27 protein-coding genes are annotated in these 25,366 nt (G+C 62.8%); 24 read left to right on the plus strand and 3 right to left on the minus strand.

The window, feature by feature from the left end; translation table 11 throughout:
- The first annotated feature begins 232 nt into the window (after positions 1-232).
- Together D460_RS0129915 and D460_RS0129920 are read left to right on the plus strand one after the other, a co-directional pair.
- A complete protein-coding gene (locus D460_RS0129915) occupies positions 233-895 on the plus strand; it encodes a helix-turn-helix domain-containing protein (RefSeq protein ID WP_018902299.1) in 663 nt (220 codons plus the stop codon).
- 25 nt (positions 896-920) lie between these two features.
- Positions 921-1,304, plus strand: coding sequence for a hypothetical protein (locus tag D460_RS0129920; protein ID WP_245267842.1), 384 nt, complete (start codon positions 921-923; stop codon positions 1,302-1,304).
- 12 nt (positions 1,305-1,316) lie between these two features.
- On the opposite strand, the gene D460_RS0129925 is transcribed toward D460_RS0129920, so the two are convergent.
- Both D460_RS0129925 and hemC read right to left on the minus strand, forming a co-directional pair.
- Positions 1,317-2,039, minus strand: a complete 723-nt coding sequence (locus tag D460_RS0129925; RefSeq protein WP_018902301.1) for a uroporphyrinogen-III synthase — start codon at positions 2,037-2,039, stop codon at positions 1,317-1,319.
- A 6-nt stretch (positions 2,040-2,045) separates the two neighbouring features.
- Positions 2,046-2,975, minus strand: coding sequence for a hydroxymethylbilane synthase (hemC, locus tag D460_RS0129930; protein WP_026283702.1), 930 nt, complete (start codon positions 2,973-2,975; stop codon positions 2,046-2,048).
- A gap of 73 nt (positions 2,976-3,048) precedes the next feature.
- On the opposite strand from hemC, the gene tsaD reads away from it, so the two are divergent.
- From tsaD to D460_RS0129955, 5 genes are read left to right on the plus strand one after another with little or no spacing between them, the layout of a single operon-like run.
- Positions 3,049-4,143 carry a tRNA (adenosine(37)-N6)-threonylcarbamoyltransferase complex transferase subunit TsaD gene (tsaD, locus tag D460_RS0129935; RefSeq protein WP_018902303.1) on the plus strand — a complete coding sequence of 365 codons (1,095 nt, stop codon included), beginning with the start codon at positions 3,049-3,051 and terminating at the stop codon, positions 4,141-4,143.
- Positions 4,140-5,132: an NAD(P)H-dependent glycerol-3-phosphate dehydrogenase gene (locus tag D460_RS0129940; RefSeq protein ID WP_018902304.1), complete on the plus strand. Its 993-nt coding sequence runs from the start codon at positions 4,140-4,142 to the stop codon at positions 5,130-5,132. Before tsaD ends, D460_RS0129940 begins: the two co-directional genes overlap by 4 nt.
- A 10-nt stretch (positions 5,133-5,142) precedes the next feature.
- Positions 5,143-5,436: a YciI-like protein gene (locus D460_RS0129945; protein WP_018902305.1), complete on the plus strand. Its 294-nt coding sequence runs from the start codon at positions 5,143-5,145 to the stop codon at positions 5,434-5,436.
- 4 nt (positions 5,437-5,440) lie between these two features.
- Complete coding sequence (locus tag D460_RS0129950; RefSeq protein ID WP_018902306.1) at positions 5,441-5,872, plus strand: EVE domain-containing protein; 432 nt, start codon at positions 5,441-5,443, stop codon at positions 5,870-5,872.
- Between the two features lie 4 nt (positions 5,873-5,876).
- A complete protein-coding gene (locus D460_RS0129955) occupies positions 5,877-6,524 on the plus strand; it encodes a methyltransferase (protein ID WP_018902307.1) in 648 nt (215 codons plus the stop codon).
- Positions 6,525-6,533: 9 nt separating this feature from the next.
- On the opposite strand, the gene D460_RS0129960 is transcribed toward D460_RS0129955, so the two are convergent.
- Entirely contained in the window at positions 6,534-7,118 is a 585-nt protein-coding gene (locus D460_RS0129960) for a hypothetical protein (protein WP_018902308.1), read from the minus strand.
- A gap of 315 nt (positions 7,119-7,433) precedes the next feature.
- Here D460_RS0129960 and sdhC point away from each other — a divergent pair, with 315 nt between their 5' ends.
- The 17 genes from sdhC to lpdA all read left to right on the plus strand — a co-directional run bounded on the left by sdhC (position 7,434) and on the right by lpdA (position 24,892).
- Positions 7,434-7,829, plus strand: coding sequence for a succinate dehydrogenase, cytochrome b556 subunit (gene sdhC / locus D460_RS0129965; protein ID WP_026283703.1), 396 nt, complete (start codon positions 7,434-7,436; stop codon positions 7,827-7,829).
- An 11-nt stretch (positions 7,830-7,840) separates the two neighbouring features.
- The gene (gene sdhD, locus D460_RS0129970) at positions 7,841-8,221 is read left to right on the plus strand and encodes a succinate dehydrogenase, hydrophobic membrane anchor protein (protein ID WP_026283704.1); all 381 of its coding nucleotides are present in this window, start codon (positions 7,841-7,843) and stop codon (positions 8,219-8,221) included.
- An 8-nt stretch (positions 8,222-8,229) separates the two neighbouring features.
- A complete protein-coding gene (sdhA, locus tag D460_RS0129975) occupies positions 8,230-10,086 on the plus strand; it encodes a succinate dehydrogenase flavoprotein subunit (protein ID WP_018902311.1) in 1,857 nt (618 codons plus the stop codon).
- 48 nt (positions 10,087-10,134) lie between these two features.
- Complete coding sequence (locus D460_RS0129980; protein WP_018902312.1) at positions 10,135-10,374, plus strand: hypothetical protein; 240 nt, start codon at positions 10,135-10,137, stop codon at positions 10,372-10,374.
- Positions 10,371-10,829: a type II toxin-antitoxin system VapC family toxin gene (locus D460_RS34155; RefSeq protein WP_018902313.1), complete on the plus strand. Its 459-nt coding sequence runs from the start codon at positions 10,371-10,373 to the stop codon at positions 10,827-10,829. Before D460_RS0129980 ends, D460_RS34155 begins: the two co-directional genes overlap by 4 nt.
- Positions 10,822-11,601, plus strand: coding sequence for a succinate dehydrogenase iron-sulfur subunit (locus tag D460_RS0129990; RefSeq protein WP_018902314.1), 780 nt, complete (start codon positions 10,822-10,824; stop codon positions 11,599-11,601). The genes D460_RS34155 and D460_RS0129990 overlap by 8 nt, the downstream gene beginning before the upstream one ends.
- A gap of 304 nt (positions 11,602-11,905) precedes the next feature.
- A complete protein-coding gene (locus tag D460_RS0129995; RefSeq protein ID WP_018902315.1) occupies positions 11,906-12,427 on the plus strand; it encodes a protease inhibitor Inh/omp19 family protein in 522 nt (173 codons plus the stop codon).
- A 47-nt stretch (positions 12,428-12,474) separates the two neighbouring features.
- Positions 12,475-13,638 carry a cell division protein ZapE gene (zapE, locus tag D460_RS0130000; RefSeq protein WP_018902316.1) on the plus strand — a complete coding sequence of 388 codons (1,164 nt, stop codon included), beginning with the start codon at positions 12,475-12,477 and terminating at the stop codon, positions 13,636-13,638.
- A gap of 180 nt (positions 13,639-13,818) precedes the next feature.
- Positions 13,819-14,781: a malate dehydrogenase gene (gene mdh / locus D460_RS0130005; RefSeq protein ID WP_018902317.1), complete on the plus strand. Its 963-nt coding sequence runs from the start codon at positions 13,819-13,821 to the stop codon at positions 14,779-14,781.
- Between the two features lie 40 nt (positions 14,782-14,821).
- A complete protein-coding gene (sucC, locus tag D460_RS0130010) occupies positions 14,822-16,015 on the plus strand; it encodes an ADP-forming succinate--CoA ligase subunit beta (RefSeq protein WP_018902318.1) in 1,194 nt (397 codons plus the stop codon).
- Between the two features lie 16 nt (positions 16,016-16,031).
- Positions 16,032-16,934, plus strand: coding sequence for a succinate--CoA ligase subunit alpha (gene sucD, locus D460_RS0130015; protein ID WP_018902319.1), 903 nt, complete (start codon positions 16,032-16,034; stop codon positions 16,932-16,934).
- A gap of 158 nt (positions 16,935-17,092) precedes the next feature.
- Positions 17,093-20,077 carry a 2-oxoglutarate dehydrogenase E1 component gene (locus D460_RS0130020; RefSeq protein ID WP_018902320.1) on the plus strand — a complete coding sequence of 995 codons (2,985 nt, stop codon included), beginning with the start codon at positions 17,093-17,095 and terminating at the stop codon, positions 20,075-20,077.
- 118 nt (positions 20,078-20,195) lie between these two features.
- Positions 20,196-21,431, plus strand: coding sequence for a 2-oxoglutarate dehydrogenase complex dihydrolipoyllysine-residue succinyltransferase (odhB, locus tag D460_RS0130025; protein ID WP_018902321.1), 1,236 nt, complete (start codon positions 20,196-20,198; stop codon positions 21,429-21,431).
- A gap of 165 nt (positions 21,432-21,596) precedes the next feature.
- Positions 21,597-22,040 (plus strand): hypothetical protein, encoded by a 444-nt coding sequence (locus D460_RS0130030; protein WP_245267843.1) that lies wholly within the window; start codon positions 21,597-21,599, stop codon positions 22,038-22,040.
- The gene (locus D460_RS0130035; RefSeq protein WP_018902323.1) at positions 22,037-22,789 is read left to right on the plus strand and encodes an SDR family oxidoreductase; all 753 of its coding nucleotides are present in this window, start codon (positions 22,037-22,039) and stop codon (positions 22,787-22,789) included. The genes D460_RS0130030 and D460_RS0130035 overlap by 4 nt, the downstream gene beginning before the upstream one ends.
- Before the next feature lie 31 nt (positions 22,790-22,820).
- Positions 22,821-23,459, plus strand: a complete 639-nt coding sequence (locus tag D460_RS0130040; protein WP_026283705.1) for a LysE family transporter — start codon at positions 22,821-22,823, stop codon at positions 23,457-23,459.
- 26 nt (positions 23,460-23,485) lie between these two features.
- Positions 23,486-24,892: a dihydrolipoyl dehydrogenase gene (gene lpdA, locus D460_RS0130045; RefSeq protein WP_018902325.1), complete on the plus strand. Its 1,407-nt coding sequence runs from the start codon at positions 23,486-23,488 to the stop codon at positions 24,890-24,892.
- The last annotated feature ends 474 nt before the right edge of the window (positions 24,893-25,366 follow it).

Consider the following 25,366-nt stretch of genomic DNA (forward strand, 5'->3'; position numbering starts at 1 on the left):
CATAATTCTTACAGTGGTTCGAAAGTAGTCAGTGAGGCCGGTGAAGGAAAGAGGCCAGATGAAATTTGCGAAATTAGGTCGCGACCTTGGCTGAAATTGGATTGGTTCGGGAGGCTGTCGGGGTGGCATTGCCCGGACAACGCAAAAGGTTTAATAATGAACCAATTGATTTAATATTAGACTGATTGGTTTGTTATTAGACCAATCAGTGAACCGCTGAGGATTGTGTGCGATGGCACGAACCATTTCGCAGAGTGCAATCAGGAACCCTGTCGACCTCATTTTCGGGGTGGATTCGAATGTGCGTGTCCTGCGGGTGTTGGCGCGCCATGGCGGGCTACTGTCCGCCGCCGATATCAGCCAGCGCGCGGCCTTGTCGAAGAGCAGTACGCGCCTTGGGCTGCTCTCGCTGGAGGAGATTGGCGTCATCTTCGCCGAAGGGACGGGATACAACCGGCTATACCGGCTGTATCCCGAGTATTGTCTTGCTGATCAGATACGAAGCCTTTTCGACGTCGAAGATCGGCGGTTTGCCGATATCGTCGAGGCCGTGAAGGATAGCGCCGGCAGCAAGGCGCCGCTGGTCAAAAGCCTATGGATCTACGGCAGTGTCGCGCGCGGCGAGGATCGGCTTCGCAGCGACCTGGATGTCGCTGTCGTGGCCGGCGCTGGAGACCTCGCGGCAGTGGTCGAGACGATCCGGGACAGCCTGGCCGCGCATGCCGAGCGGCTCGGTTTCACCGCAAGCGTCGTCGGTCTCGATATGTCCGATGTCGAGCGGCTCGCACGTGATCGTGACCCCTGGTGGGCCAATGCGGTTGCGGATGCGATCGTGCTGTCGGGCAGGCGGCCGGAGGAGCTTGCCGCCTCGGTTGGGGCCGATGCCGATGGTTAGGTCGAGGCCGGGCAAGAAGACGGATGTGGCTTATGTTTCGGCGCGGCTCGCTGTGGCGAGGGCCTATTTGAAGGACGCCCAGAACAGCAATGCGTGGGCGGACCCCGGCGATCTCGGAAACCCGTCCATTGCGACGTCAATCAATTGCGCCATTGCCTATGCCGATGCCATCACCGCCAGGTATCGCGGCGAGATCAATCAGGGGGATCATGGCGCGGTGATCAAGCTGCTTCGCGCGGCACTCGGCAATGCATTTCCGAAGCACCAGGAGACAAACCTTCGGGCGCTTCTGGAGCAGAAGGACGAGGTGCAATACGGGGGGCGCGCGAAGTCGCGGGACGATGCGGCGCGGGCGCTTGTTCGGCTTGAGGAGTTTGTTGCCTGGGCGGAAACCCAACTTATGAAATGACGGCTCCATCGCTCACAGAAGCGACAACAGGGCTGTCTCGTCGGGGCTATCGGGTGTGGCGGATTGGCCTTGCAGGGTCGGGGGAATCGCGTCGGCGATGGCCGGGCTGAGGCAGAGGAGGCGGACGCCGATGAGGGCGTCGAGGTTGGCGGAGATTTCCTTGAGGGCGAAGAAATCCTCGGCGGTGCGGCGGGAATAGAAGAGGATCGCGTCGGGTTCGTGGGCCGAGAAGAGTTCGCGGAGCAACTGGTCGGGAATGTCTAGGCGGCGCATGCGGTAGCATTCGACGGTGGTGACGGTCAGGCCAAGGTCTGCGGCGCGGGTCTCGAAAGTTTCGGCGCGGGGGAAGCCGGCGAGATAGAGGAGGTTGGTCTTGTCCGATCGCGCGGTGTCGCGTTGCGCGATGCGATCGGCGAGGTCGGCACCGTCGCCGGTGGAGGCGGTGACGTCTCGGAAGCCGGCTGCCCTTGCTTCGTCCGCGGTGGCGTCGCCGACGGCGAAGAGGGGGCGGGAGAGATATGGGGCGAGGTCATCGGGGCGTTCGGTGAGGACGCGGATCGCCTCGGCGCTGGTGACTGATATCGGGCCGCCGGAGTTGGCGAGCGCCGTGAAGGCGGCGTCCGGGTCGTGGGCGGGGGCCGATAGCGGCAGCATGATCGGCTCGTGTCCCATCTCCGCCAGCCGTTTTGCGGTGCGCTCGCCCGGATGCGGTGGACGGGTGACGAGCACGCGCATGCGCCGTCAGCTCCAGCTGTCGAAGAACGAGGTGCCGGCGCGGGCGCGGATATCCTGGCCGGCGCGGGTGCCGAGCGCTACCGCGTCGCGGCGGTGGCCGTCGATGGTGATCGCATGCTGGCTGCGGCCATCGGGGGTGATGATCAGTCCGTGCAGGCGGATCTGGTCGCCCTCGCAGACGGCATAGCCGCCGATCGGCGTGCGGCAGGAGCCGTCGAGTGCGCCCAAAAAGGCGCGCTCGCAGGAGACGGTGTCGTAGGTCCTGATGTCGTTGATAGGTGCCAGCAGCGCGTCCGTCACGGTGTCGCCGATGCGGCTTTCGATGCAGATCGCGCCCTGGGCAGGCGCCGGGGGGAAAGTGTCGGGGTCGAGGATGTCGGTGATGACCTCGACCTTGCCGAGCCGCTTCAAGCCGGCGAGCGCCAAGAGCGTCGCGTCGACCTGACCCTCGTTCAGCTTGCGCAAACGGGTGTCGACGAGGCCGCGGAAGGTGATGACTGATATATCGGGGCGCATGCGGCGGATCAGCGCCTGGCGGCGCAGCGACGAGGAACCGACGGTGGCGCCATGCGGCAGGTCGATCAGCTTCGGGGCGGTGCGGCCTACGACAGCATCGCGAATGTCTTCGCGCGGCAGGTAGGCGGAGAGACAGAGCCCTTCGGGCAGCGTCGTCGGCATGTCTTTCGAGGAGTGCACGGCGATGTCGAGGTCGCCGCTCGAGAGCTTCTCTTCCAGTTCCTCGGTGAACAGGCCCTTGCCGCCGATCTCGGAGAGCGAGCGATCGGTGATGCGGTCGCCCTTGGTCGAGAGCACGACGATCTCGAACATCTCCTCTGGAAGGCCGTGGGCGGCCATCAGCCTGTCGCGGGCTTCGTTTGCCTGGGCGAGCGCCAGCGGGCTGCCTCTGGTGCCGATCCGGAAAGGTTTTGTTTGCATCCGCATTGATCCGTTGTTACCGGAGTTTCTCGTAAACAGGTTTCAGACCCATCGCAATCAACGATCAGGCACCATGGCTCCCTTTCTGCGCATCCTCGGTATCGAAACAAGCTGCGACGAAACCGCCGCCGCCGTTGTCGAGCGGGATGCGAAGGGTGTGCCGACCGTGCGCTCCGACGTGGTGCTGAGCCAGCTCGAAGAGCATAGCGCCTATGGCGGCGTGGTGCCAGAAATCGCCGCGCGCGCCCATGTCGAGGCACTCGATACGCTGATCGACGAGGCTTTGAAACGCGCCAATGTGTCGCTGTCCGACATCGATGCGATTGCCGCGACCTCGGGTCCGGGGCTGATCGGCGGGCTGCTTGTCGGGCTGATGACCGGCAAGGCGATTGCAAAGGCATCCGGCAAGCCGCTCTATGCAGTCAACCATCTCGAGGGCCATGCGCTGACGGCGCGGCTGACGGACGGGCTTTCTTTTCCCTATCTGATGCTGCTGGTTTCCGGCGGGCATACGCAGCTGATCCTGGTGCGCGGGGTCGGCGAGTACGAGCGCTGGGGCACGACGATCGACGACGCGCTGGGCGAGGCCTTCGACAAGACGGCGAAGTTGCTCAGCCTGCCCTATCCGGGCGGGCCGGCCGTCGAGCGGGCGGCGAAGTCGGGCAATCCCCAACGTTTCAAGTTTCCACGGCCGCTGGTCGGCGAGGCGAAGCTGAATTTCTCCTTCTCCGGCTTGAAGACGGCCGTGCGGCAGGCGGCGACCGAGATCGCGCCGCTGACCGACCAGGACGTGGCCGATATCTGCGCCTCGTTCCAGGATGCCGTGTCGCGGACGCTGAAGGACCGGATCGGGCGCGGGCTCGAGCGGTTCAAGGCGCTCTATCCCGATGTCGAGCAGCCGGCGCTGGTGGTGGCGGGCGGCGTTGCCGCCAATCTCGTCGTGCGCGGCACGCTGCAGGCGCTGTGCGACAAGAACCGTTTTCGCTTCGTGGCGCCGCCGCTGCATCTGTGCACCGACAACGCCGTCATGATCGCCTGGGCCGGGCTGGAGCGGATGGCAACGGGCGTTGCGCCCGATGATCTCGACGTGCAGCCGCGCTCGCGCTGGCCGCTCGATTCGAGCGCCGAGACATTGCTGGGCTTCGGCAAGCGGGGAGCAAAGGCATGAGCGGAGAAAGCGAAACGATCGCCGTCATCGGCGCCGGCGCCTTTGGGACGGCACTGGCGGCCGTGATCGCGCTGACGGGGCGGCACAAGGTGACGCTGATTGGCCGCGATCCGCAGCTGATGGCCGATCTCGCGGCCGAGCATCTGCACGACGCGGCGCTTCCCGGCATTCCGTTGCCCGAGACGCTGCAATTTTCCGCCGAGCCGGATGCGATCGGCGATGCCGGCATCGTGCTCTTTGCCATGCCCTCGCAGGCGCAGGCCGATGCGGCGCGGCAATACGAACCTTACCTGGCTAATGATGCCGTCGTCGTCACCTGCGCCAAAGGCATCGAGAAGACCACGGGCAATCTGTTGACCGACATGCTGGCCAAGGCGTTGCCGGGGCATGCGATCGCGGTCCTGTCCGGGCCGGGCTTTGCGGCCGATATCGCCAAGGGGCTGCCGACCGCGATGGTGGTTGCCGCCGAAGATGGCGAGATCGCCGAGCGGCTGGCGCAGGCGATCTCCGGGCGCACCTTCCGGCTCTATCCGTCGTCCGACAGGATCGGCGTGCAGCTGGGCGGCGCCTTGAAGAACGTGCTGGCGATTGCCTGCGGTATCGTCGAGGGCGCCGGCATCGGCGATTCGGCGCGGGCGGCGCTGATTGCGCGCGGGCTGGCCGAGATGTCGCGCTTCGTCGTCGCCAAGGGCGGGCAGGCGGATACGGTGCCGGGTCTATCCGGTCTCGGCGACCTCGTCTTGACCGCCACCAGCCATCAATCGCGCAACCTGCGTTTCGGCATCGCGCTCGGGCGCGGCGAGACGCGCGACCCCGCGCATGGCGAACTCGTCGAGGGGGCGTTTGCCGCCGCCGTCGTGTCGCGGCTCGCCAAGTCGCTTGATATCGACATGCCTGTCACCGACGCGGTGTCCGCAATCATCGAGGGCAAGCTCGGCATTGCCTCCGCCATCGACCAGCTGATGACGCGTCCGATCACGACCGAATAGGAGAACCCACATGCTTTTCGCCTTTGTCTGCAAGGATAAGCCTGGCCACCTCAATGTCCGCATGGACACGCGCCCCTCGCATGTCGAGCATCTCAATGCGCTCAACGCTGCCGGCACGCTGAAGATGGCTGGTCCGTTTCTCGATGCCGAGGGCAAGCCTTGCGGCAGCCTCGTGATCGTCGAGGCCGAGACCATCGAGGCGGCTACGGAGATCGCCAATGCCGATCCCTATGCCAAGGCCGGCCTGTTCGAGAGCGTCGAGGTGAAGCCCTTCAACTGGGTCTTCAACAAGCCGGAGGCGTAAGCAAGTGGCGCACTGGCTTTACAAATCCGAACCGTCCGCATGGTCCTGGGAACAGCAGAAGGCTGCCGGCGAAAAGGGCACGGAGTGGACCGGCGTTCGCAACTATCTGGCGCGCAACAACATGCGGGCGATGCAGATCGGCGACAAGGGCTTCTTCTACCACTCCAATGACGGGCTGGAGATCGTCGGCATCGTCGAGGTCTGCGCGCTGTCGCATCCCGATTCGACCGCCAAAGGCGATCCCAAGTGGGACTGCGTCGATATCCGCGCCGTCCGTGACATGCCGAAGCCGGTGACGCTGAAGGATGTGAAGGCGAGCGAGGCGCTGTCGAAGATGTCGCTGGTGACGTCGATGCGGCTTTCCGTGCAGCCGGTGACCGACGAGGAATGGGCCGAGGTCTGCCGCATGGGCGGGCTCGACAACCCGCCGCGCTGATATCGTGAAGACCGACCCCGCGCTCTTCATCCGCGACAATACCAGCCCGATGACGCCGCCGCATGTGCCGGAGATCCGGCTCAACCTGGCGAGCGAAGCACATGAGCTGTGGCTGAAGACGGAAGAAGAGCTCGCCGAAATCGGTCTGCCGCCGCCGTTCTGGGCTTTCGCCTGGGCGGGCGGGCAGGGGCTGGCGCGCTATGTGCTCGATCATCCCGAAACGGTTGATGGCAAGCGCGTCGTCGATTTCGCCAGCGGCTCCGGGCTGGTGGCGATCGCGGCGAAGATGGCTGGCGCGGACAGCGTGCTCGCCGCCGATATCGATCCTTGGACGAAGACAGCGGTGGCGCTCAATGCCGAGCTGAACGGGGTCGAGATCGGCTTTACCGGCGAGAACCTGATCGGCTCGGAGGTCGATGCCGATGTGCTGCTTGCGGGCGACGTGTTCTATGATCGCGACTTTGCCATGGCGCTGGTGCCGTGGTTCGAGCGACTTGCGGCCGGCGGGGTGATCGTGCTCGTCGGCGATCCCGGGCGGGCCTATCTGCCGAAGGATCGGCTGTCGGCCTGCGCGGTTTATCAGGTGCCGGTGACGCGGGCGCTTGAGGACAGCGAGGTCAAGAAGACCACGGTCTGGCGCTTCAACGGCTGATGGGCTCTATCAGGGGCGGATGACGCAGACGCCCTGTTCGTAGGAGCAGGCATTGCGACGATTGTTGACGTGGATGACCTTCGCCATCGGCGCCAGACGGACCGTCGGCTGATATCCATAACCGGCATAGCCGTAACCGCCGACATAGGTGCCGCCATCCGTCTCATAGGCATAGGATGAGCCGGCATAGGTGCCTGACGGCGCGCGCGCTTCGCCGCGCCGGTCGATGATGACGATGTTGCTTCGGGCAAAATTGGACGAGGGTGAGGCGAAGCGCTGGATGAAGCGGCCTCGGCCCGGATGCGGGCGATAGCCGTCGTAGCCGCCGGCGATCTGCCGCGGGCCGTTGTTCCAGCCGCCATAATTGCCGATGATCGACGTGCCGCGGTGGCGGATGACCGAGCCGGATGCGAAGCCGTTTGCGATGCCGCGATGGCCCATGCCTTGTCCGATGTTGCCATATCCGATGCCGCCGGCATGGCCGCGATCGTGGTGGCGCGGGGCGAAATTGCCGCCGAAATCGCCGGCTGCGGCGGGCAGCGCGATCAGCGCCGCTGCGGCAAGCGGAACGAGTTTCGAGGATGTCTTGAACATCGCGTTGGTCTCCGGAAACGGAATGCTTAACAAAGCGTTAACGCGAAAATGCGCCAAAAGCGCAGGCTTGTCCACCAAAGCTTGAAAATTCATCCGCAAGGGGTAGCGGGGCGGGCCGGTTGACCTATGTCAACTGCGACGTCAAGACGCAAATCGATTAAATTCGGTGGGTGCGTCAATTATACTTGTCGTTAGGTGTTTCGGTGATTAAACGTCGCCAATGATGCAACGCACGCACAGCTTTGTGACCATCGTGTGGATGCTTGGATGCTTTCCGGATCCCGGGAGGCGCAGAAAGACCGCCGCGAGGTTCTGATGGCGAACGTGACAAATAATCGGCCCCTGTCGCCGCATTTGCAGATTTATAAACCAATCCCCACCATGGTTATGTCGATCGTCCACCGTATCACCGGTGGGGCGCTCTATGTCGGTACGCTTCTGGTCGCCTGGTGGCTGATCGCGGCCGCAACCGGCGTCGGCGCCTATGACTGGGCCAACTGGGTGCTCGGCAGCATCATCGGCAAGCTCGTGCTGCTAGGCTACACCTGGGCGCTCATCCATCACATGCTCGGCGGCTTCCGCCACTTCATGTGGGACCTCGGTCACGGCTTCGACAAGCAGTTCTCGACCAAGCTCGCCATCGCCAACATCATCGCCTCGCTCTGTCTGACCTTGCTGGTCTGGGTGATCGGCTTCCTCATTCGCTTCTAAAGGTTGATCACATGGATATGCGTACCCCCTTGGGTAAGGTTCGCGGCCTCGGTTCGGCCAAGGACGGCACCGAACACTTCTGGCGCCAGCGCGTGACGGCCGTTGCCAACGTGCCGCTCTTCCTCTTCTTCATCATCTTCATGATCATCCATGCCGGCCAGCCCTATGCGCAGGTGGTTCACGCGCTGTCGAACCCCTTCGTCGCCGTCGTCATGGGCCTGATGGTCGTGTCGGGCGTTATCCACATGAAGCTCGGCATGCAGGTCATCATCGAAGACTACGTGCACCATGAAGTCACCAAGATCGCGCTCGTGATGCTCAACACCTTCTTTTCGATCCTGATGGCGGGGCTCTGTCTCTTCGCCATTCTGAAGATCGCCTTCGTAGGATAATTGATATCATGGCATCGAATTCATCCGCTCAGAATGGCCCCGCTCAGAACGGGAAGGCCTACAAGTACATCGATCACTCCTATGACGTGATCGTCGTCGGCGCCGGCGGCGCCGGCCTGCGCGCCACGCTCGGCATGGCCGAACAGGGCTTCAAGACCGCCTGCATCACCAAGGTGTTCCCGACCCGCTCGCACACCGTTGCGGCGCAGGGCGGCATCGCCGCTTCGCTGCGCAACATGACGCCCGACAGCTGGCAGTGGCACCTCTACGACACCGTCAAGGGCTCCGACTGGCTCGGCGACGTCGACGCCATGCAGTACCTCACCATGGAAGCGCCGAAGGCGGTCTATGAGCTCGAGCACTACGGTGTTCCCTTCTCGCGCAACGAAGAAGGCAAGATCTACCAGCGCCCGTTCGGCGGCCACATGCAGAACTACGGCGAAGGTCCGCCGGTACAGCGCACCTGCGCCGTTGCCGACCGTACCGGCCACGCCATCCTGCACACGCTTTACGGCCAGTCGCTGCGCCACAACGCGGAATTCTTCATCGAGTATTTCGCGCTCGACCTGATCATGTCGGATGACGGCAGCCGCTGCACCGGCGTCGTCGCCTGGTGCCTCGACGACGGTACGATCCATCGCTTCGCCGCCAAGATGGTGGTGCTGGCGACCGGCGGCTACGGCCGCGCCTATTTCTCGGCGACCTCGGCGCATACCTGCACCGGCGACGGCGGCGGCATGGTTGCCCGCGCCGGCCTGCCGCTGCAGGACATGGAGTTCGTGCAGTTCCACCCGACCGGCATCTACGGCTCCGGCTGTCTGATCACCGAGGGTGCGCGCGGCGAAGGCGGCTACCTCGTCAATTCCGAGGGCGAGCGCTTCATGGAACGCTATGCGCCGTCGGCCAAGGACCTTGCCTCGCGCGACGTCGTTTCGCGCTGCATGACGCTGGAAATTCGCGAAGGTCGCGGCGTCGGCAAGAACAAGGACCACATCTTCCTGCATCTCGACCATCTCGATCCGGCCGTTCTGCATGAGCGCCTGCCGGGGATTTCCGAGAGCGCCAAGATCTTCGCCGGCGTCGACGTGACGCGCGAGCCGATCCCGGTCCTGCCGACCGTTCACTACAACATGGGCGGCATTCCGACGAACTACTGGGGCGAGGTGCTGAACGCCGACAGCTCCAATCCGGAGCGCATCATTCCGGGCCTGATGGCCGTCGGCGAAGCCGGCTGCGCCTCGGTGCACGGGGCAAACCGTCTCGGCTCCAACTCGCTGATCGACCTCGTGGTCTTCGGCCGCGCCGCCGCCATTCGCGCCGGTGAAGTCATCGACCGCGCGGCACCGGTGCCGCATCTCAACGTCGCCGCCTGCGACAAGATCATGGACCGTTTCGACGGCCTGCGTCATGCCTCTGGCTCTACGCCGACGGCCAATCTTCGCGAGAAGATGCAGCGCGCCATGCAGGAAGACGCCGCCGTGTTCCGTACGCAGGAATCGCTGGAATCGGGCTGCCAGCGCATCTCGGCCATCTGGCAGGAAATGCGCGACATCAAGGTCACCGACCGCTCGATGGTCTGGAATTCCGACCTCGTCGAGACGCTCGAGCTGCAGAACCTGATGGCCAACGCCATCACCACGATCTACGGCGCCGAAGCGCGCAAGGAGAGCCGTGGTTCGCACGCCCGCGAGGACTACACGGAAGGCGCATTCGCCGGCCGCGACGACGTCAACTGGCGCAAGCACACGCTGGCCTGGGTCAACGAGACAGGTGACGTCAAGCTCGACTACCGCCCCGTGCATACCGAGCTGATCGCGGAAGGGATCGACCCGCAGAAGATCGCGCCCAAGGCGCGTGTTTACTGATGGGGAATGTGAGAGAATAGGCAAAGGATCGTTGCCGGAGGCACTGCCATGGGTGAAATGCAAATCAAAATCGCTGATGAAGCGCTGCTGACGCGTATTTCCGATCGGGCGCGGTTGAACAACCGCTCCGTCGAGGAAGAGGTGGAAGCGCTGCTGCAGGCAGCGGTGCCGGCTCGCCACCGACGCGAAGATCTTCCGGCGATCGCTGCCAGAATTCGCGCGATGACGCCGAAGGGCGTCAAGCAGACGGCTGCTGTGGAGATGTTGCGAGAGGATCGGGATCGTTGATCTACGTTGTCGATGCATCGGCTGCCATCGCATGGTTCGTGCCGGAGCCGGACCATATCAACGCCGATTTCTTGCTTGGCGATTCGATCCGGAGAGTTGCTCCGGATCTGATCTTCTCGGAAGTCGCCAATGTTCTGCAGCGCAAAATTCGGCTTGGTCAAATCACGCCTCAGCAGGCGGTGGATGGATTGACGACGCTGGACGAGAGCATCGATGTCGTCTTGCCATCTCAGGCGCTGGTGAAATTGGGGTTCGAGTTGTCGCGTAAGCTCGATCACTCCGTCTACGACTGCATGTATCTGGCGGCAACGCATTCGACCGACGGCAGCTTCATGGTGACTGCCGACAAGAAATTTCTAACCAAGGCAAATGCCGCCGGCGAGGGTGGCCGGATACGGACCCTCGAAACGGCGCAGGCGCTGTTCGTCTCTGAGCAGGAAAACAAACATGGTTGAACTCGCACTTCCCAAGAATTCCCAGATACGCGAAGGCAAGGTGTGGCCGAAACCGGCCGGTGCCACCAATACACGCGAATTCCGCGTCTATCGCTGGAGCCCTGACGATGGCCAGAACCCGTCGATCGACACGTTCTATATCGACGTCGACGATTGCGGCCCGATGGTGCTCGATGGTCTGCTCTACATCAAGAACAAGATCGACCCGACGCTGACGCTGCGCCGTTCCTGTCGCGAGGGCATCTGCGGTTCCTGCGCGATGAACATCGACGGCACCAATACGCTGGCCTGCACCAAGGGTCTCGACGACATCAAGGGCTCGGTGAAGATCTATCCGCTGCCGCATATGCCCGTCGTCAAGGACCTCGTCCCTGATCTCACCAACTTCTACGCCCAGCACCGCTCGATCGAGCCCTGGCTGAAGACGGTGTCGCCGGCGCCGGCGACCGAGTGGAAGCAGAGCCACGAAGACCGCCAGAAGCTCGACGGCCTCTACGAGTGCATTCTGTGCGCCTGCTGCTCGACCTCCTGTCCGAGCTACTGGTGGAACGGCGACCGCTATCTCGGTCCGGCCGTGCTGCTGCAGGCCTATCGCTGGCTGATCGACAGCCGCGACGAAGCCAAGGGTGAGCGCCTCGATAACCTCGAGGATCCGTTCCGCCTCTATCGCTGCCACACGATCATGAACTGCGCGCAGACCTGCCCGAAGGGCCTGAACCCGGCCAAGGCGATCGCCGAAATCAAGAAGATGATGGTCGAGCGCCGCGTCTGACGCGATGCCATCCATCCGGCGGCCCTTGTCGGGCCGCCGATGCCTGCCGGTGCGAGATGACCATCGTTCAATCGTGAAACAGGCGACAGCATTTCCAGAAGAAATGACTGGTCATCACCTTGCTGACAAATTCTATCTTCAGGAAGTTCTCAGCCGTAAAGGTTGAATTGCGCTGTCACAGGCCTAGCTCCGTCAGGCAATTCACGGCCATTACGGCTTGATTAACCAAAGTGAAACACGTTCATTCGAAAATAAGCTAATTACTATTTTCATGCGACAAAAGCGGACATTCGGGAGCATTCAGATGCAGTTGCGATATGCGATGACAGGTATGGCGGTCGTTCTGTCACTCGCCGGTTGCCAGCGTACAGCCTATAACGACGCTAGCTACAGCGCAGCGCCGGCACCTTTGACGGCGCAGCCCGTGCCTCAGGTGCAGGGCGGTCAGCTGCCTCCTCCCGGTGGTTCCTCGCAGTTTCCGGCCGCTCCGGCCACGACGGCGCCGATGGGCGGCGTGCAGGGCGGCGGCGCAATGGCGGCCAATGGCGGCGGCCTCGACGTCACCAAGGAATCCCTGGTCGGCAGCTGGCGGGTCAACGGCTCCTGCGACATGTTCCTGACGCTCACCAACCTCGGCAGCGGTTCGCGCGGCGGTACGCGCGGCTGCGTCGGCGAGCTGACGGCGATGGGCTCCTGGGAAGTGTCGGGCAAGCAGGTCCTGCTCAAGGACCGCAACGGCAACCAGATCGGCAGCGTCTACAAGACCGCCGACAACGCCTTCAGCGGCCAGACCAACAGCGGCCAGCCGATCGCGCTCAGCCGATAAGCGAGCGGGCGGCTCGCTCCGCCGATCTTTTTCAGGCGGATATTTAAATGCAACCGATGCCAGACTACAGCTTGAGCGTCAGCGAACAATTGAAGTCGCTGACGGCCTCAGGCTCGCTTCAACTCGACTCCGCCCAGATGCATGTGGCGAAATGCCTGGATCGGGTACTGTCGGAACTCAAGCAGAAGCGTCCGGCGGCGAAATCAAGTGCACTCGGCTGGCTGTTTGCGGCCAAGAAGAAATCCTCCGAGCCGGTCAAGGGTCTCTACATTCACGGCAGCGTCGGCCGCGGCAAGACGATGCTGATGGACATGTTCTTCGACATGGCGCCCTGCTCGAAGAAGAGACGCGCGCATTTCCACGAGTTCATGGCCGATGTTCACAACCGCATCGCCGCTCACCGGCTGCGGCTGAAGAACGGCGAGACCAAGCAGGCCGATCCTATCCCGGTCGTCGGTGCCGCACTCTATGACGAAGCCGAGCTTCTGTGCTTCGACGAATTCACGGTGACCGATATCGCCGATGCGATGATCCTGTCGCGGCTGTTTTCCGACCTCTTCGGTCGCGGCTGCGTGCTGGTCGCCACCTCCAACGTCGAGCCGGTCAATCTCTATCGTGACGGCCTCAACCGTGGTCTCTTCCTGCCGTTCATCGATCTCCTCAACAAGCACGTCGAGACGGTGACGCTGGATTCTCCGACGGATTACCGGATGGAGAAGATCGACAGCCTGCCGGTCTACATCACGCCCCTCGACCGCCATGCCGACATGGCCATGGACGCCGCCTGGAACCAGGCGCTGCACGGGCGCAAGGCGCAGCCGATCGAGCTGCCGATGAAGGGGCGCTCGATCCATGTGCCGCTGGCCGTCGACCGGCTGGCGCGGTTCACCTTCTCCGATCTCTGCGACAAGCCGCTGGGTGCGGCCGACTTCCTTGTCATCTCCGAACGCTTTGATGCCATATTTGTCGATCACGTTCCCATGCTCGGACCCGAGAAGCGGAACCAGACGAAGCGCTTCATCATTTTGGTCGATACGCTCTACGACCATGCGGTGAGGCTCTATATCTCGGCTGCGGCCATGCCTGAGAACTTGTTGACACAAGCGCGTGGTACCGAAGGTTTCGAGTTCGACCGGACGGCATCGCGCCTTTTCGAGATGCGGAGTGCGGAATATCTGGCTCTGCATCATGAAAAACGAGCCGCCGAATAGCGGTTTCATGACAAAAACTCTTACGTTTACGTAAGTAATTTGTCTTCTAAACGATTGAAATTCCTCCACCAAAAATAATAGGTTGCCAATTTCAGCCTTAAGGTCTATCCGATTGCGGCAATTGGGCGCAGCCCCTCAGTGCGTCGCCCGACGAATTTTGGTCGCAAAGGAAACACCGAAATGGCGCGTAACAAAATCGCTCTCATTGGTTCTGGCATGATTGGTGGCACGCTGGCGCATCTCGCCGGCCTCAAGGAGCTGGGTGACATCGTTCTCTTCGATATCGCCGACGGCATCCCGCAGGGTAAGGGCCTCGACATCGCGCAGTCCTCGCCGGTTGAAGGCTTCGATGCCAACCTGACCGGCGCAAGCGACTACTCCGCAATCGAAGGCGCAGACGTCTGCATCGTCACCGCCGGCGTCGCCCGCAAGCCGGGCATGAGCCGCGACGACCTGCTCGGCATCAACCTCAAGGTCATGGAACAGGTCGGCGCCGGCATCAAGAAGTATGCCCCGAACGCCTTCGTGATCTGCATCACCAACCCGCTCGACGCCATGGTCTGGGCGCTGCAGAAGTTTTCCGGCCTTCCGGCCAACAAGGTCGTCGGCATGGCCGGCGTTCTGGACAGTTCGCGCTTCCGCCTGTTCCTCTCCAAGGAATTCAACGTTTCCGTACAGGATGTCACCGCTTTCGTTCTCGGCGGCCACGGCGACACGATGGTGCCGCTCGCACGTTACTCCACCGTTGGCGGCATCCCGCTCACCGACCTCGTCACCATGGGTTGGGTCACCAAGGAGCGCCTCGAAGAAATCATCCAGCGCACCCGTGATGGCGGCGCCGAAATCGTTGGTCTGCTCAAGACCGGCTCGGCCTACTACGCACCGGCCGCTTCGGCGATCGAAATGGCTGAATCCTACCTCAAGGACAAGAAGCGCGTCCTGCCTTGCGCAGCGCAGCTCTCCGGCCAGTACGGCGTCAAGGACATGTATGTCGGCGTTCCCACCATCATCGGTGCCGGTGGCGTCGAGCGCATCATCGAGATCGACCTGAACAAGGCCGAAAAGGAAGCCTTCGACAAGTCCGTCGCCGCTGTCGCCGGCCTGTGCGAAGCCTGCATCAACATCGCGCCGTCGCTGAAATAAGCCGACCGACCGCTGACGCAATCCAAACAGGAATAGATCCATGAACATTCATGAATATCAGGCCAAGGCTCTGCTCAAGGGCTATGGTGCGCCGGTCGCCAAGGGCGTGCCGATCCTCAAGGTTGAGGAGGCCGAAGCCGCTGCCAAGTCGCTGCCGGGCCCGCTCTACGTGGTCAAGAGCCAGATCCACGCTGGCGGCCGCGGCAAGGGCAAGTTCAAGGAACTCGGCCCCGACGCAAAGGGCGGCGTTCGCCTTGCCAAGTCGATCGACGAAGTCGTCGCTCACGCCAAGGAAATGCTCGGCAACACGCTGGTAACAGCGCAGACGGGCGAAGCCGGCAAGCAGGTCAACCGTCTCTACATCGAAGACGGTGCCGACATCGAGCGCGAACTCTATTGCTCGCTGCTGGTCGACCGTTCGGTCGGTCAGGTTGCCTTCGTGGTTTCGACCGAAGGCGGCATGGACATCGAAGCTGTTGCCCACGACACGCCCGAGAAGATCCACACCATCGCCATCAACCCGGAAACGGGTGTAACGGCTGACGACGTCGCCAAGATCGTCAAGGCTCTGGAACTTTCCGGCGCTGCCGCCGAAGACGCCAAGTCGCTGTTCCCGGCGCTCTACAAGGCGTTCGGCGAAAAGGACATGGCGCTCCTCGAAGTCAACCCGCTGATCGTCATGAAGGACGGTCATCTGCGCGTTCTCGACGCCAAGATGTCTTTCGACGGCAACGCGCTGTTCCGCCATGACGACGTCAAGGCGCTGCGCGACGAGACCGAAGAAGACGCCAAGGAAATCGAAGCCTCCAAGTGGGACCTCGCCTACGTTGCTCTCGACGGCAACATCGGCTGCATGGTCAACGGCGCCGGTCTCGCCATGGCGACGATGGATATCATCAAGCTCTACGGCAAGGAGCCGGCTAACTTCTGCGACGTCGGCGGTGGCGCCGGCAAGGAGAAGGTCGCGGCTGCCTTCAAGATCATCACGGCTGACCCGAAGGTCGAGGGCATCCTCGTCAACATCTTCGGCGGCATCATGAAGTGCGACGTCATCGCCGAAGGCGTTGTCGCTGCGGTTCAGGAAGTCGGTCTCAAGGTTCCGCTCGTCGTTCGCCTCGAAGGCACCAATGTCGAACTCGGCAAGAAGATCCTCAACGAATCCGGTCTCGCGATCACGGCAGCTGACGATCTCGACGATGCCGCCAAGAAGATCGTCGCGGCGATCAACGCCTAATTTGAGGACCTGATAGATGTCTATTCTCGTAAACAAGAATACCAAGGTTCTCGTTCAGGGCCTGACCGGCAAGACCGGTACTTTCCACACCGAACAGGCGCTCGCCTATTACGGTACGCAGATGGTCGGCGGTATCCACCCGAAGAAGGGTGGCGAAACCTGGACCGGCTCGAAGGGCGAAAGCCTGCCGATCTTCGCTTCGGTCGCCGAAGCCAAGGAACGCACCGGTGCCGACGCTTCGGTCATCTACGTTCCGCCGGCTGGTGCCGCTGATGCGATCATCGAGGCGATCGACGCTGAGATCCCGTTCATCACCTGCATCACCGAGGGTATCCCTGTCATGGACATGGTTCGCGTCAAGGCTCGCCTCGACCGCTCCAAGTCGCGCCTGCTTGGGCCCAACTGCCCGGGTATCCTGACGCCGGAAGAATGCAAGATCGGCATCATGCCGGGCTCGATCTTCCGCAAGGGTTCGGTCGGTATCGTTTCGCGCTCCGGCACGCTGACCTACGAAGCCGTTTTCCAGACGTCGAACGAAGGCCTCGGCCAGACGACGGCTGTCGGCATCGGCGGCGACCCGGTCAAGGGCACCGAGTTCATTGACGTGCTCGAGATGTTCCTGGCCGACGAAGCCACGACCTCGATCATCATGATCGGCGAAATCGGCGGTTCGGCTGAAGAAGACGCAGCACAGTTCCTGATCGACGAAGCCAAGAAGGGCCGCAAGAAGCCGATGGCCGGCTTCATCGCGGGCCGTACGGCTCCGAAGGGCCGCACCATGGGCCACGCCGGCGCTGTCGTTTCCGGCGGCAAGGGCGATGCGGAATCCAAGATCGCTGCCATGGAAGCAGCCGGCATCAAGGTTTCGCCTTCGCCGGCACGCCTCGGCACGACGCTGGTTGAAGTCCTCAAGGGCTAAGCCAATCTATACACCGGGCAGGATGCGCTTTGCGTGCTGCCCGGTTCGAACCAAGACTGAGCCGCGGACAGGCGGCTGAACATGAAGATGCGGCAGCCGGTCGATGGGATCGGCAAATCACAAAGTCAGGAGGCGGGCGGAAGCGTCCGCGTAACACCATGGCACGGCAAGAAGCCAACGAGCAGTTTCAGATCACCTCGTTCCTGGATGGCGCCAACGCTGCTTACATCGAGCAGCTCTATGCGCGCTACGAGGACGACCCGGCATCGGTCAACGAAGAATGGCGCGCCTTCTTCAAGGCGCTGGAAGACAATCCTGATGATGTGAAGCGGGCCGCCAAGGGCGCATCCTGGCGCAAGAAAAACTGGCCGATGCAGGCCAGCGGCGACCTCGTTTCGGCGCTCGACGGCGACTGGGGCGTGATCGAGAAGGTCGTTGAGACCAAGGTCAAGGCCAAGGCTGAAGCGGCCGGCAAGCCGACCGAAGGCGCAGACATCCTGCAGGCGACGCGCGACAGCGTACGCGCCATCATGATGATCCGCGCCTACCGGATGCGCGGCCACCTGCACGCCAAGCTCGACCCGCTCGGCATCGCGGCTCCCGTTGAAGACTACAAGGAACTGTCGCCGGAAAACTACGGTTTCTCCGAAGCCGACTACGACCGCAAGATCTTCATCGATAACGTGCTCGGCCTGGAATACGCCACCGTTCGCGAGATGATCGAGATTCTCGAGCGCACCTACTGCTCGACGATCGGCGTCGAGTTCATGCACATTTCGAACCCCGAGGAAAAGGCCTGGATCCAGGAACGGATCGAAGGTCCTGATAAGGGCGTTGCCTTCACCAACGAAGGCAAGAAGGCGATCCTGTCGAAGATCATCGAAGCCGAAGGCTACGAGCAGTTCCTCGACGTCAAATTCAAGGGCACCAAGCGTTTCGGCCTCGACGGCGGTGAATCGCTGATCCCGGCGCTCGAGCAGATCCTGAAGCGCGGCGGCCATCTCGGCCTCAAGGAAGCCGTGTTCGGCATGGCCCACCGCGGCCGCCTGAACGTGCTTTCCCAGGTCATGGGCAAACCGCACCGCGCCATCTTCCACGAGTTCAAGGGCGGCTCCTACGCGCCTGACGAAGTCGAAGGTTCCGGCGACGTGAAGTACCACCTCGGCGCCTCCTCGGACCGCGAGTTCGACGGCAACAAGGTTCACGTGTCGCTGACGGCCAACCCGTCGCACCTTGAAATCGTCGACCCGGTCGTCATGGGCAAGGCCCGCGCCAAGCAGGACATGAGCGCCACCGTCTGGGACGGCGACATCATTCCGCTGTCGGAGCGCGCCAAGGTTCTGCCGCTTCTCATCCACGGCGATGCCGCTTTCGCCGGCCAGGGCGTGATTGCCGAAATTCTCGGCCTCTCCGGTCTGCGCGGCCACCGCGTTGCCGGCACGATGCACGTCATCATCAACAACCAGATCGGCTTCACCACGAACCCGGCCTTCTCGCGTTCGTCGCCCTATCCGTCCGACGTCGCCAAGATGATCGAAGCGCCGATCCTGCACGTCAACGGCGACGATCCGGAAGCTGTGGTTTACGGCGCCAAGGTTGCCATGGAATTTCGCATGAAGTTCCACAAGCCTGTCGTGCTCGACATGTTCTGCTACCGCCGCTACGGCCACAATGAAGGCGACGAGCCGTCCTTCACGCAGCCGAAGATGTACAAGGTCATCCGCGCCCACAAGAGCGTTCTGCAGCTCTACAGCGAGCGCCTCGTTTCCGAGGGCGTGCTGACCGAAGGCGAAGTCGAGAAGATGAAGGCCGACTGGCGCGCGCATCTCGAGCAGGAGTTCGAGGCCGGCCAGCACTACAAGCCGAACAAGGCCGACTGGCTTGACGGCGAGTGGTCGGGCCTGCGCACGGCAGATAATGCCGACGAGCAGCGTCGCGGCAAGACCGCCGTGCCGATGAAGCAGCTGAAGGAAATCGGCCGCAAGCTGTCCGAAATCCCGGAAGGCTTCCATGCGCACCGCACGATCCAGCGCTTCATGGAAAACCGCGCCAACATGATCTCGACTGGCGAAGGCATCGACTGGGCAACGGCGGAAGCGCTGGCGTTCGGCGGGCTCGTCACCGAAGGCCACAAGATCCGTCTCTCGGGCCAGGATTGCGAACGCGGCACCTTCTCGCAGCGTCACTCGGTTCTCTACGATCAGGAAACGGAAGAGCGCTATATCCCGCTCGCCAACCTGTCGGCGACCCAGTCGCGCTACGAAGTCATCAACTCGATGCTGTCGGAAGAAGCCGTTCTCGGCTTCGAATACGGCTACTCGCTGGCCCGCCCGAACGCGCTGACGCTCTGGGAAGCCCAGTTCGGCGACTTCGCCAACGGTGCGCAGGTCGTGTTCGACCAGTTCATCTCGTCGGGCGAACGCAAGTGGCTGCGCATGTCCGGCCTCGTCTGCCTGCTGCCGCACGGCTATGAAGGTCAGGGTCCGGAGCACTCTTCGGCCCGCCTCGAGCGATTCCTGCAGCTTTGCGCGGAAGACAACATGCAGGTCGCCAACGTCACGACGCCGGCGAACTACTTCCACATCCTGCGCCGCCAGGTGAAGCGCGACTTCCGCAAGCCGCTGATCCTGATGACGCCGAAGTCGCTGCTGCGCCACAAGCGCGCCGTATCGGGCCTGGCCGAAATGGCCGGCGAGACCTCGTTCCACCGTCTCCTCTGGGACGATGCCGAGGTCATCAAGGACGGTCCGATCAAGCTGCAGAAGGACGCCAAGATCCGTCGCGTCGTGCTCTGCACCGGCAAGGTCTATTACGACCTGCTCGAAGAGCGCGAAAAGCGCGGGATCGACGATGTCTACCTGCTGCGCGTCGAGCAGCTCTATCCGTTCCCGGCCAAGGCGCTCATCAACGAGCTCTCCCGCTTCCGCAACGCGGAAATGGTCTGGTGCCAGGAAGAGCCGAAGAACATGGGTGCATGGTCGTTCATCGACCCGTATCTGGAATGGGTGCTTGCCCATATCGATGCGAAGTACCAGCGCGTTCGCTACACCGGACGTCCGGCCGCGGCATCGCCCGCAACCGGCCTGATGTCCAAGCATCTGGCACAGCTCGCCGCGTTCCTCGAGGACGCGCTCGGCGGCTAACGAGAATGAGATCGGGGAGGGAGCGCGCCGCGTTTCCTCTCCGCATTAATTCAGATCCCGGCCGCTCGCGCCGGAACGCCGTCAAACATCACAAAGATCAAAATTCAGGATTTGAACAATGGCCACAGAAATCCGCGTTCCAACTCTCGGTGAATCCGTCAGCGAGGCAACCGTCGGCACCTGGTTCAAGAAGGTCGGCGATGTCATCAAGGCCGACGAGCCGCTGGTGGAGCTTGAAACCGACAAGGTGACCATCGAAGTTCCGGCACCGGCTGCCGGCGTACTCTCCGAAATCGTCGCACAGGCAGGCGAAACCGTCGGTCTTGACGCGCTGCTCGGCCAGATCGCTGCAAGCGCTGGTGCCGCCGCTGCTGCTCCGGCTGCCGCTGCCGCCCCCGCCAAGGCCGCCGAGCCGGCTCCTGCCGCTGCCGCACCGGTTGCCGCTGCCGCTTCCTCGATGCCGCCGGCACCGGCCGCTTCGAAGATGCTCGCTGAAAACAACCTCTCGGCCGATCAGGTCGATGGTTCCGGCAAGCGCGGCCAGGTTCTGAAGGGCGACGTGATCGCCGCCGTCGCCAAGGGCATTGCGGCTCCTGCCGCTGCTGCTCCGGCAGCCCCTGCCGCCGCACGCGGCCCGTCGACGGTCGAGGATGCCGGCCGCGAAGAGCGCGTGAAGATGACGCGCCTGCGCCAGACGATCGCCAAGCGCCTGAAGGACGCCCAGAACACCGCCGCCATGCTCACCACCTACAACGAGGTGGACATGAGCGCCGTGATGGCGCTGCGCGCCAAGTACAAGGACGTGTTTGAAAAGAAGCACGGCGTGAAGCTCGGCTTCATGGGCTTCTTCACCAAGGCCGTCACCCACGCGCTGAAGGAACTGCCGGCTGTCAACGCCGAAATCGACGGCACCGACATCATCTACAAGAACTACTGCCACGTCGGCATGGCCGTCGGCACCGACAAGGGCCTGGTCGTTCCGATCATCCGCGATGCCGACCAGATGTCGATCGCCGAGATCGAAAAGGACCTCGGCCGTCTCGCCAAGTCGGCTCGCGACGGTTCGCTGTCGATGGCAGACATGCAGGGCGGCACGTTCACCATCACCAATGGTGGCGTCTACGGTTCGCTGATGTCCTCGCCGATCCTGAACGCGCCGCAGTCGGGCATTCTCGGCATGCACAAGATCCAGGACCGTCCCGTCGTCGTCGGCGGCCAGATCGTCATCCGTCCGATGATGTATCTCGCGCTCTCCTACGACCACCGTATCGTCGACGGCAAGGAAGCCGTTACCTTCCTCGTGCGCGTCAAGGAAAGCCTGGAAGATCCGGAACGCCTCGTTCTCGATCTCTAAGAGACCGACAGGGCCGCGCGAGCGGCCCTTTTCGCCTCAGCACCGGAACACCTGATGTCGCTGAAACCCGCCTTCCGCTCATCGAATGCTACGTCCGCTTCCGGCCGCTCCGTGGCGCGTGCGGCTGCGCTCCTGCTCGCCTCCACCCTTGGCGCCCAGCCGCTGATGGCGGCGGAGTGCAAGCAGGCCAATGCGGTCTATACCGATCGCGACGGCGCTTATGAGCTGCGCTTCACGCCGATCGCGTCAGCCGCGGCCGCCGCCAGCAATCGCTTCACGGTCACGGTTTTGAAGACGCCGCTTACGCTCGACGGCTATGTCATGCCGTCGGAGGATCCGGCGCGGTCGCTTGCGATGGTCATGTTCAAGTGCCCTGACGGCGATGCGACGGGGGCCGATCTCGAGGCCTGCACGATCTGGCAGGGCATGGTCTACAGCATCGATGCCAAGGGCACGCTCGACAACCTGCAGCCGGAAGCCGGGCAGGCGGCCGACAAGATCGTCTTCCCCGGCATCGGCCCAGCCATTCGCGCCTCGTCGATCTGGGGCAAGGGCAAGGCATCGGTCGCGCCCTGGGATGTGCTCGACTTCAAGGAATGTGCGTCATGAGTGACCAACCCGTTCTTCTCGTGACCGGCGGCAGCCGCGGCATCGGGGCTGCGATCTCATTGCTGGCCGCCGCCAAGGGCTGGCGCGTCGCCGTGAACTATGCCGCCAACAAGGCTGCGGCCGATGAGGTCGTGGCCAGGATCAAGGCCGGCGGCGGGGATGCCATCGCGATCAAGGGCGATGTCGGCGAGGCCTCCGATATCACGCAGATGTTCGAAGCCATCGACCGCCACTTCGGTCGGCTGGACGGGCTTGCCAACAATGCCGGCATCGTCGATGCGCCGGCGCGTATCGACGAGATGTCGGTGGCGCGCATCGAACGGATGATGCGCATCAACATTACCGGCTCGATCCTTTGCGCGGCCGAAGCCGTGCGCCGCATGTCGACCAAACATGGCGGCAAGGGCGGGGCGATCGTCAATATCTCCTCGATGGCCGCGATCATCGGCTCGCCGTCGCAATATGTCGACTACGCCGCCTCCAAGGCCGCGATCGACACCTTCACCATCGGCCTCGCCCGCGAAGTGGCGACCGAGGGCGTGCGCGTCAACGCGGTGCGGCCTGGGGTCATCGACACCGAAATCCACGCTTCCGGCGGCCTGCCTGACAGAGCGCGCGACATGGCGCCGAGCATTCCGATGCAGCGCGCCGGCACGGCGGAAGAGATCGCCGACGCGGTGCTTTATCTGCTATCCAAAGAGGCATCCTATGTCACCGGCGCGATCCTCAATGTAAGTGGCGGCCGATGATCGGGTTCATCATTTCAAGGGCGGTATGAGCATGCAGTATGTTCTCGAATTTCTCGGCCTGATGGCCGTCTTCTCTATCTTCATCGTCGTGCCGGGCGCCGATTTTGCGGTGATCCTGCGCCAGAGCATCGTGCATGGCCGCCGCGCCGCGATCATGACCGGCATCGGCATGGGCTTCTCGCTGCTCTTTCACATCAGCTACACGATCCTCGGCCTGGGGCTGATCGTGTCGCAGTCGCTGATGCTGTTTGCGATGATCAAGTGGGCGGGTGTCGCCTACCTCGTCTATCTCGGCATCAAGTCGTTTCGCGCGCCGGGCTTCAACGTGGCCGACATCAATGTAAGCGAAGAGGATCGCAAGCCGATCTCGGCGCTGCGCTGCCTCGGCATGGGCTTCATCACCAATGCGCTGAACCCGAAGCCGGTGCTGTTCTTCCTGTCGCTGTTTTCGACGCTCGTTCATCACGACACGCCCGGCCTCATCCAGTTCAGCTACGGCATCGGCATGGCGACCGCGCTGGTCGCCTGGTTTGCCGCCGTCTCCACCTTCTTCACCGTCAAGGCCGTGCGCGATCGTTTCATCGCCAGCGGCAAATGGTTCAACCGCATTACCGGCGCCGCTCTGGTCGGCTTCGGCTTCCGTCTCGCGCTCGCCCGCGCGGCGGACTAAGCAAATAACGAAAAGGAAAAGCAACAATGTCCTATGATGTGATCGTTATCGGAACCGGCCCCGGCGGCTATGTCGCTGCCATCAAGGCGGCCCAGCTCGGCCTCAAGGTCGCCGTTGTCGAAAAGCGCGCCACCTTCGGCGGCACCTGCCTCAATGTCGGCTGCATTCCCTCCAAGGCGCTGCTGCACGCGTCGGAAATGTTCCATCAGGCCGGCCACGGCATGGACGCGCTCGGCATCGAGGTCGCGGCGCCGAAGCTGAACCTCGACAAGATGATGGCCCATAAGGACGCCACCGTGAAGTCGAACGTCGACGGCGTCGCCTTCCTGTTCAAGAAGAACAAGATCGACAGCTTCATCGGCACCGGCAAGATCGTCTCGGCTGGTAAGGTCGCGGTTACGGCCGAGGACGGCAAGGTCCAGGAGATCGAAGGCAAGAACATCGTCATCGCCACCGGCTCCGACGTTGCCGGCATCCCTGGCGTGAAGGTCGACATCGACGAGAAGGTGATCGTGTCCTCCACCGGCGCGATCGCGCTCGACAAGGTGCCTGAGACGATGATCGTCGTCGGCGGCGGCGTTATCGGCCTCGAGCTCGGCTCTGTGTGGTCGCGCCTCGGCGCCAAGGTCACCGTCATCGAATATCTCGACAAGATTCTCGGCGCGATGGATGCCGACGTCTCCAAGCAGTTCCAGCGCATGCTCGCTAAGCAGGGCGTCGACATCAACCTGAGCTCCAAGGTCACCGGCGTCGAAAAGGGTGGCAAGGGCGCGAAGGTGACCTTCGAGCCGGTCGCCGGCGGCGCCGCGCAGACGGTCGAAGCCGATGTCGTGCTGATCTCCACCGGCCGCATTCCCTACACGGCTGGCCTCGGTCTCGAAGAAGCGGGCGTTGCGCTCGACAATCGCGGCCGCGTCGAGATCGACGGTCACTTCTGCACCAACGTTGCCGGCATCTACGCGATCGGCGACGTGGTGAAGGGCCCGATGCTGGCGCACAAGGCTGAAGACGAAGGCGTAGCGCTCGCTGAAATCCTCGCCGGCCAGCATGGCCACGTGAATTACGACGTCATCCCGAGCGTCGTCTACACGCAGCCCGAAGTCGCCTCCGTCGGCAAGACCGAGGAAGAGCTGAAGGCTGCAGGCGTCGCCTACAAGGTCGGCAAGTTCCCGTTCACGGCAAACGGCCGCGCGCGCGCCATGCTGGCGACCGATGGTTTCGTGAAGATCCTCTCGGACAAGACCACCGACCGCGTCCTCGGCGGCCACATCGTCGGCTTCGGCGCCGGCGAAATGATCCACGAGATCGCCGTCCTGATGGAATTCGGCGGCTCCGCCGAAGACCTCGGCCGCACCTGCCACGCCCACCCGACCATGTCGGAAGCGGTAAAGGAAGCGGCGCTGGCGGCGTTCTTCAAGCCGATCCATATGTGATTGGTGGGTGGGGCAAAGACCCCTCCCCAACCCCTCCCCACAAGGGGGAGGGGCTAGCCTGTGGCGACGCTGAGCGTTCGCCTTCTACCTTCGCATCAATTGATAGGATGTCCTTCTGCCGAGCGATTGCCGCACGGAAGCCCCTCCCCCTTGTGGGGAGGGGTTGGGGAGGGGACTTTTGGGCAACCGCCGAGTTTGTAGCCCCCTCATCCGCCTGCCGGCACCTTCTTGGATGATCAAAATATGAGATAGTTGTTTCTGCCGGGCGGGTGGCCACCCGCCCGGCAGCTGGTTGTCGGATCGTCACCTTCTCAGCCATTCGGGGCTGTGGGGAGCAGGATCGCAACCGGCTCTTCATCAGGCCCGTGTGGTTGCAGGAACCTTGGGGTTCGTATCCAAGACAGGGACGACGAAGATGACCGATAATAGCATGATCTGTGCCGGAATCGATGTCGGCAAAAGCCATCTCGACAT

Origin of the sequence: Rhizobium sp. 2MFCol3.1 (assembly GCF_000377565.1) — a bacterium.
GTDB lineage: Bacteria > Pseudomonadota > Alphaproteobacteria > Rhizobiales > Rhizobiaceae > Rhizobium.

Excerpts from the sequence above, each read along its gene's own strand:
- D460_RS0129915 (WP_018902299.1), top strand. The coding sequence starts at position 233 with ATGGCACGAACCATTTCGCAGAGTGCAATCAGGAACCCTGTCGACCTC.
- D460_RS0129925 (WP_018902301.1), bottom strand. The coding sequence starts at position 2,039 with ATGCGCGTGCTCGTCACCCGTCCACCGCATCCGGGCGAGCGCACCGCA.
- hemC (WP_026283702.1), bottom strand. The coding sequence starts at position 2,975 with ATGCAAACAAAACCTTTCCGGATCGGCACCAGAGGCAGCCCGCTGGCG.
- tsaD (WP_018902303.1), top strand. The coding sequence starts at position 3,049 with ATGGCTCCCTTTCTGCGCATCCTCGGTATCGAAACAAGCTGCGACGAA.
- D460_RS0129940 (WP_018902304.1), top strand. The coding sequence starts at position 4,140 with ATGAGCGGAGAAAGCGAAACGATCGCCGTCATCGGCGCCGGCGCCTTT.
- D460_RS0129945 (WP_018902305.1), top strand. The coding sequence starts at position 5,143 with ATGCTTTTCGCCTTTGTCTGCAAGGATAAGCCTGGCCACCTCAATGTC.
- D460_RS0129960 (WP_018902308.1), bottom strand. The coding sequence starts at position 7,118 with ATGTTCAAGACATCCTCGAAACTCGTTCCGCTTGCCGCAGCGGCGCTG.
- sdhC (WP_026283703.1), top strand. The coding sequence starts at position 7,434 with ATGGCGAACGTGACAAATAATCGGCCCCTGTCGCCGCATTTGCAGATT.
- sdhD (WP_026283704.1), top strand. The coding sequence starts at position 7,841 with ATGGATATGCGTACCCCCTTGGGTAAGGTTCGCGGCCTCGGTTCGGCC.
- sdhA (WP_018902311.1), top strand. The coding sequence starts at position 8,230 with ATGGCATCGAATTCATCCGCTCAGAATGGCCCCGCTCAGAACGGGAAG.
- D460_RS0129980 (WP_018902312.1), top strand. The coding sequence starts at position 10,135 with ATGGGTGAAATGCAAATCAAAATCGCTGATGAAGCGCTGCTGACGCGT.
- D460_RS0129990 (WP_018902314.1), top strand. The coding sequence starts at position 10,822 with ATGGTTGAACTCGCACTTCCCAAGAATTCCCAGATACGCGAAGGCAAG.
- D460_RS0129995 (WP_018902315.1), top strand. The coding sequence starts at position 11,906 with ATGCAGTTGCGATATGCGATGACAGGTATGGCGGTCGTTCTGTCACTC.
- zapE (WP_018902316.1), top strand. The coding sequence starts at position 12,475 with ATGCAACCGATGCCAGACTACAGCTTGAGCGTCAGCGAACAATTGAAG.
- mdh (WP_018902317.1), top strand. The coding sequence starts at position 13,819 with ATGGCGCGTAACAAAATCGCTCTCATTGGTTCTGGCATGATTGGTGGC.
- sucC (WP_018902318.1), top strand. The coding sequence starts at position 14,822 with ATGAACATTCATGAATATCAGGCCAAGGCTCTGCTCAAGGGCTATGGT.
- sucD (WP_018902319.1), top strand. The coding sequence starts at position 16,032 with ATGTCTATTCTCGTAAACAAGAATACCAAGGTTCTCGTTCAGGGCCTG.
- D460_RS0130020 (WP_018902320.1), top strand. The coding sequence starts at position 17,093 with ATGGCACGGCAAGAAGCCAACGAGCAGTTTCAGATCACCTCGTTCCTG.
- odhB (WP_018902321.1), top strand. The coding sequence starts at position 20,196 with ATGGCCACAGAAATCCGCGTTCCAACTCTCGGTGAATCCGTCAGCGAG.
- D460_RS0130030 (WP_245267843.1), top strand. The coding sequence starts at position 21,597 with ATGGCGGCGGAGTGCAAGCAGGCCAATGCGGTCTATACCGATCGCGAC.
- D460_RS0130035 (WP_018902323.1), top strand. The coding sequence starts at position 22,037 with ATGAGTGACCAACCCGTTCTTCTCGTGACCGGCGGCAGCCGCGGCATC.
- D460_RS0130040 (WP_026283705.1), top strand. The coding sequence starts at position 22,821 with ATGCAGTATGTTCTCGAATTTCTCGGCCTGATGGCCGTCTTCTCTATC.
- lpdA (WP_018902325.1), top strand. The coding sequence starts at position 23,486 with ATGTCCTATGATGTGATCGTTATCGGAACCGGCCCCGGCGGCTATGTC.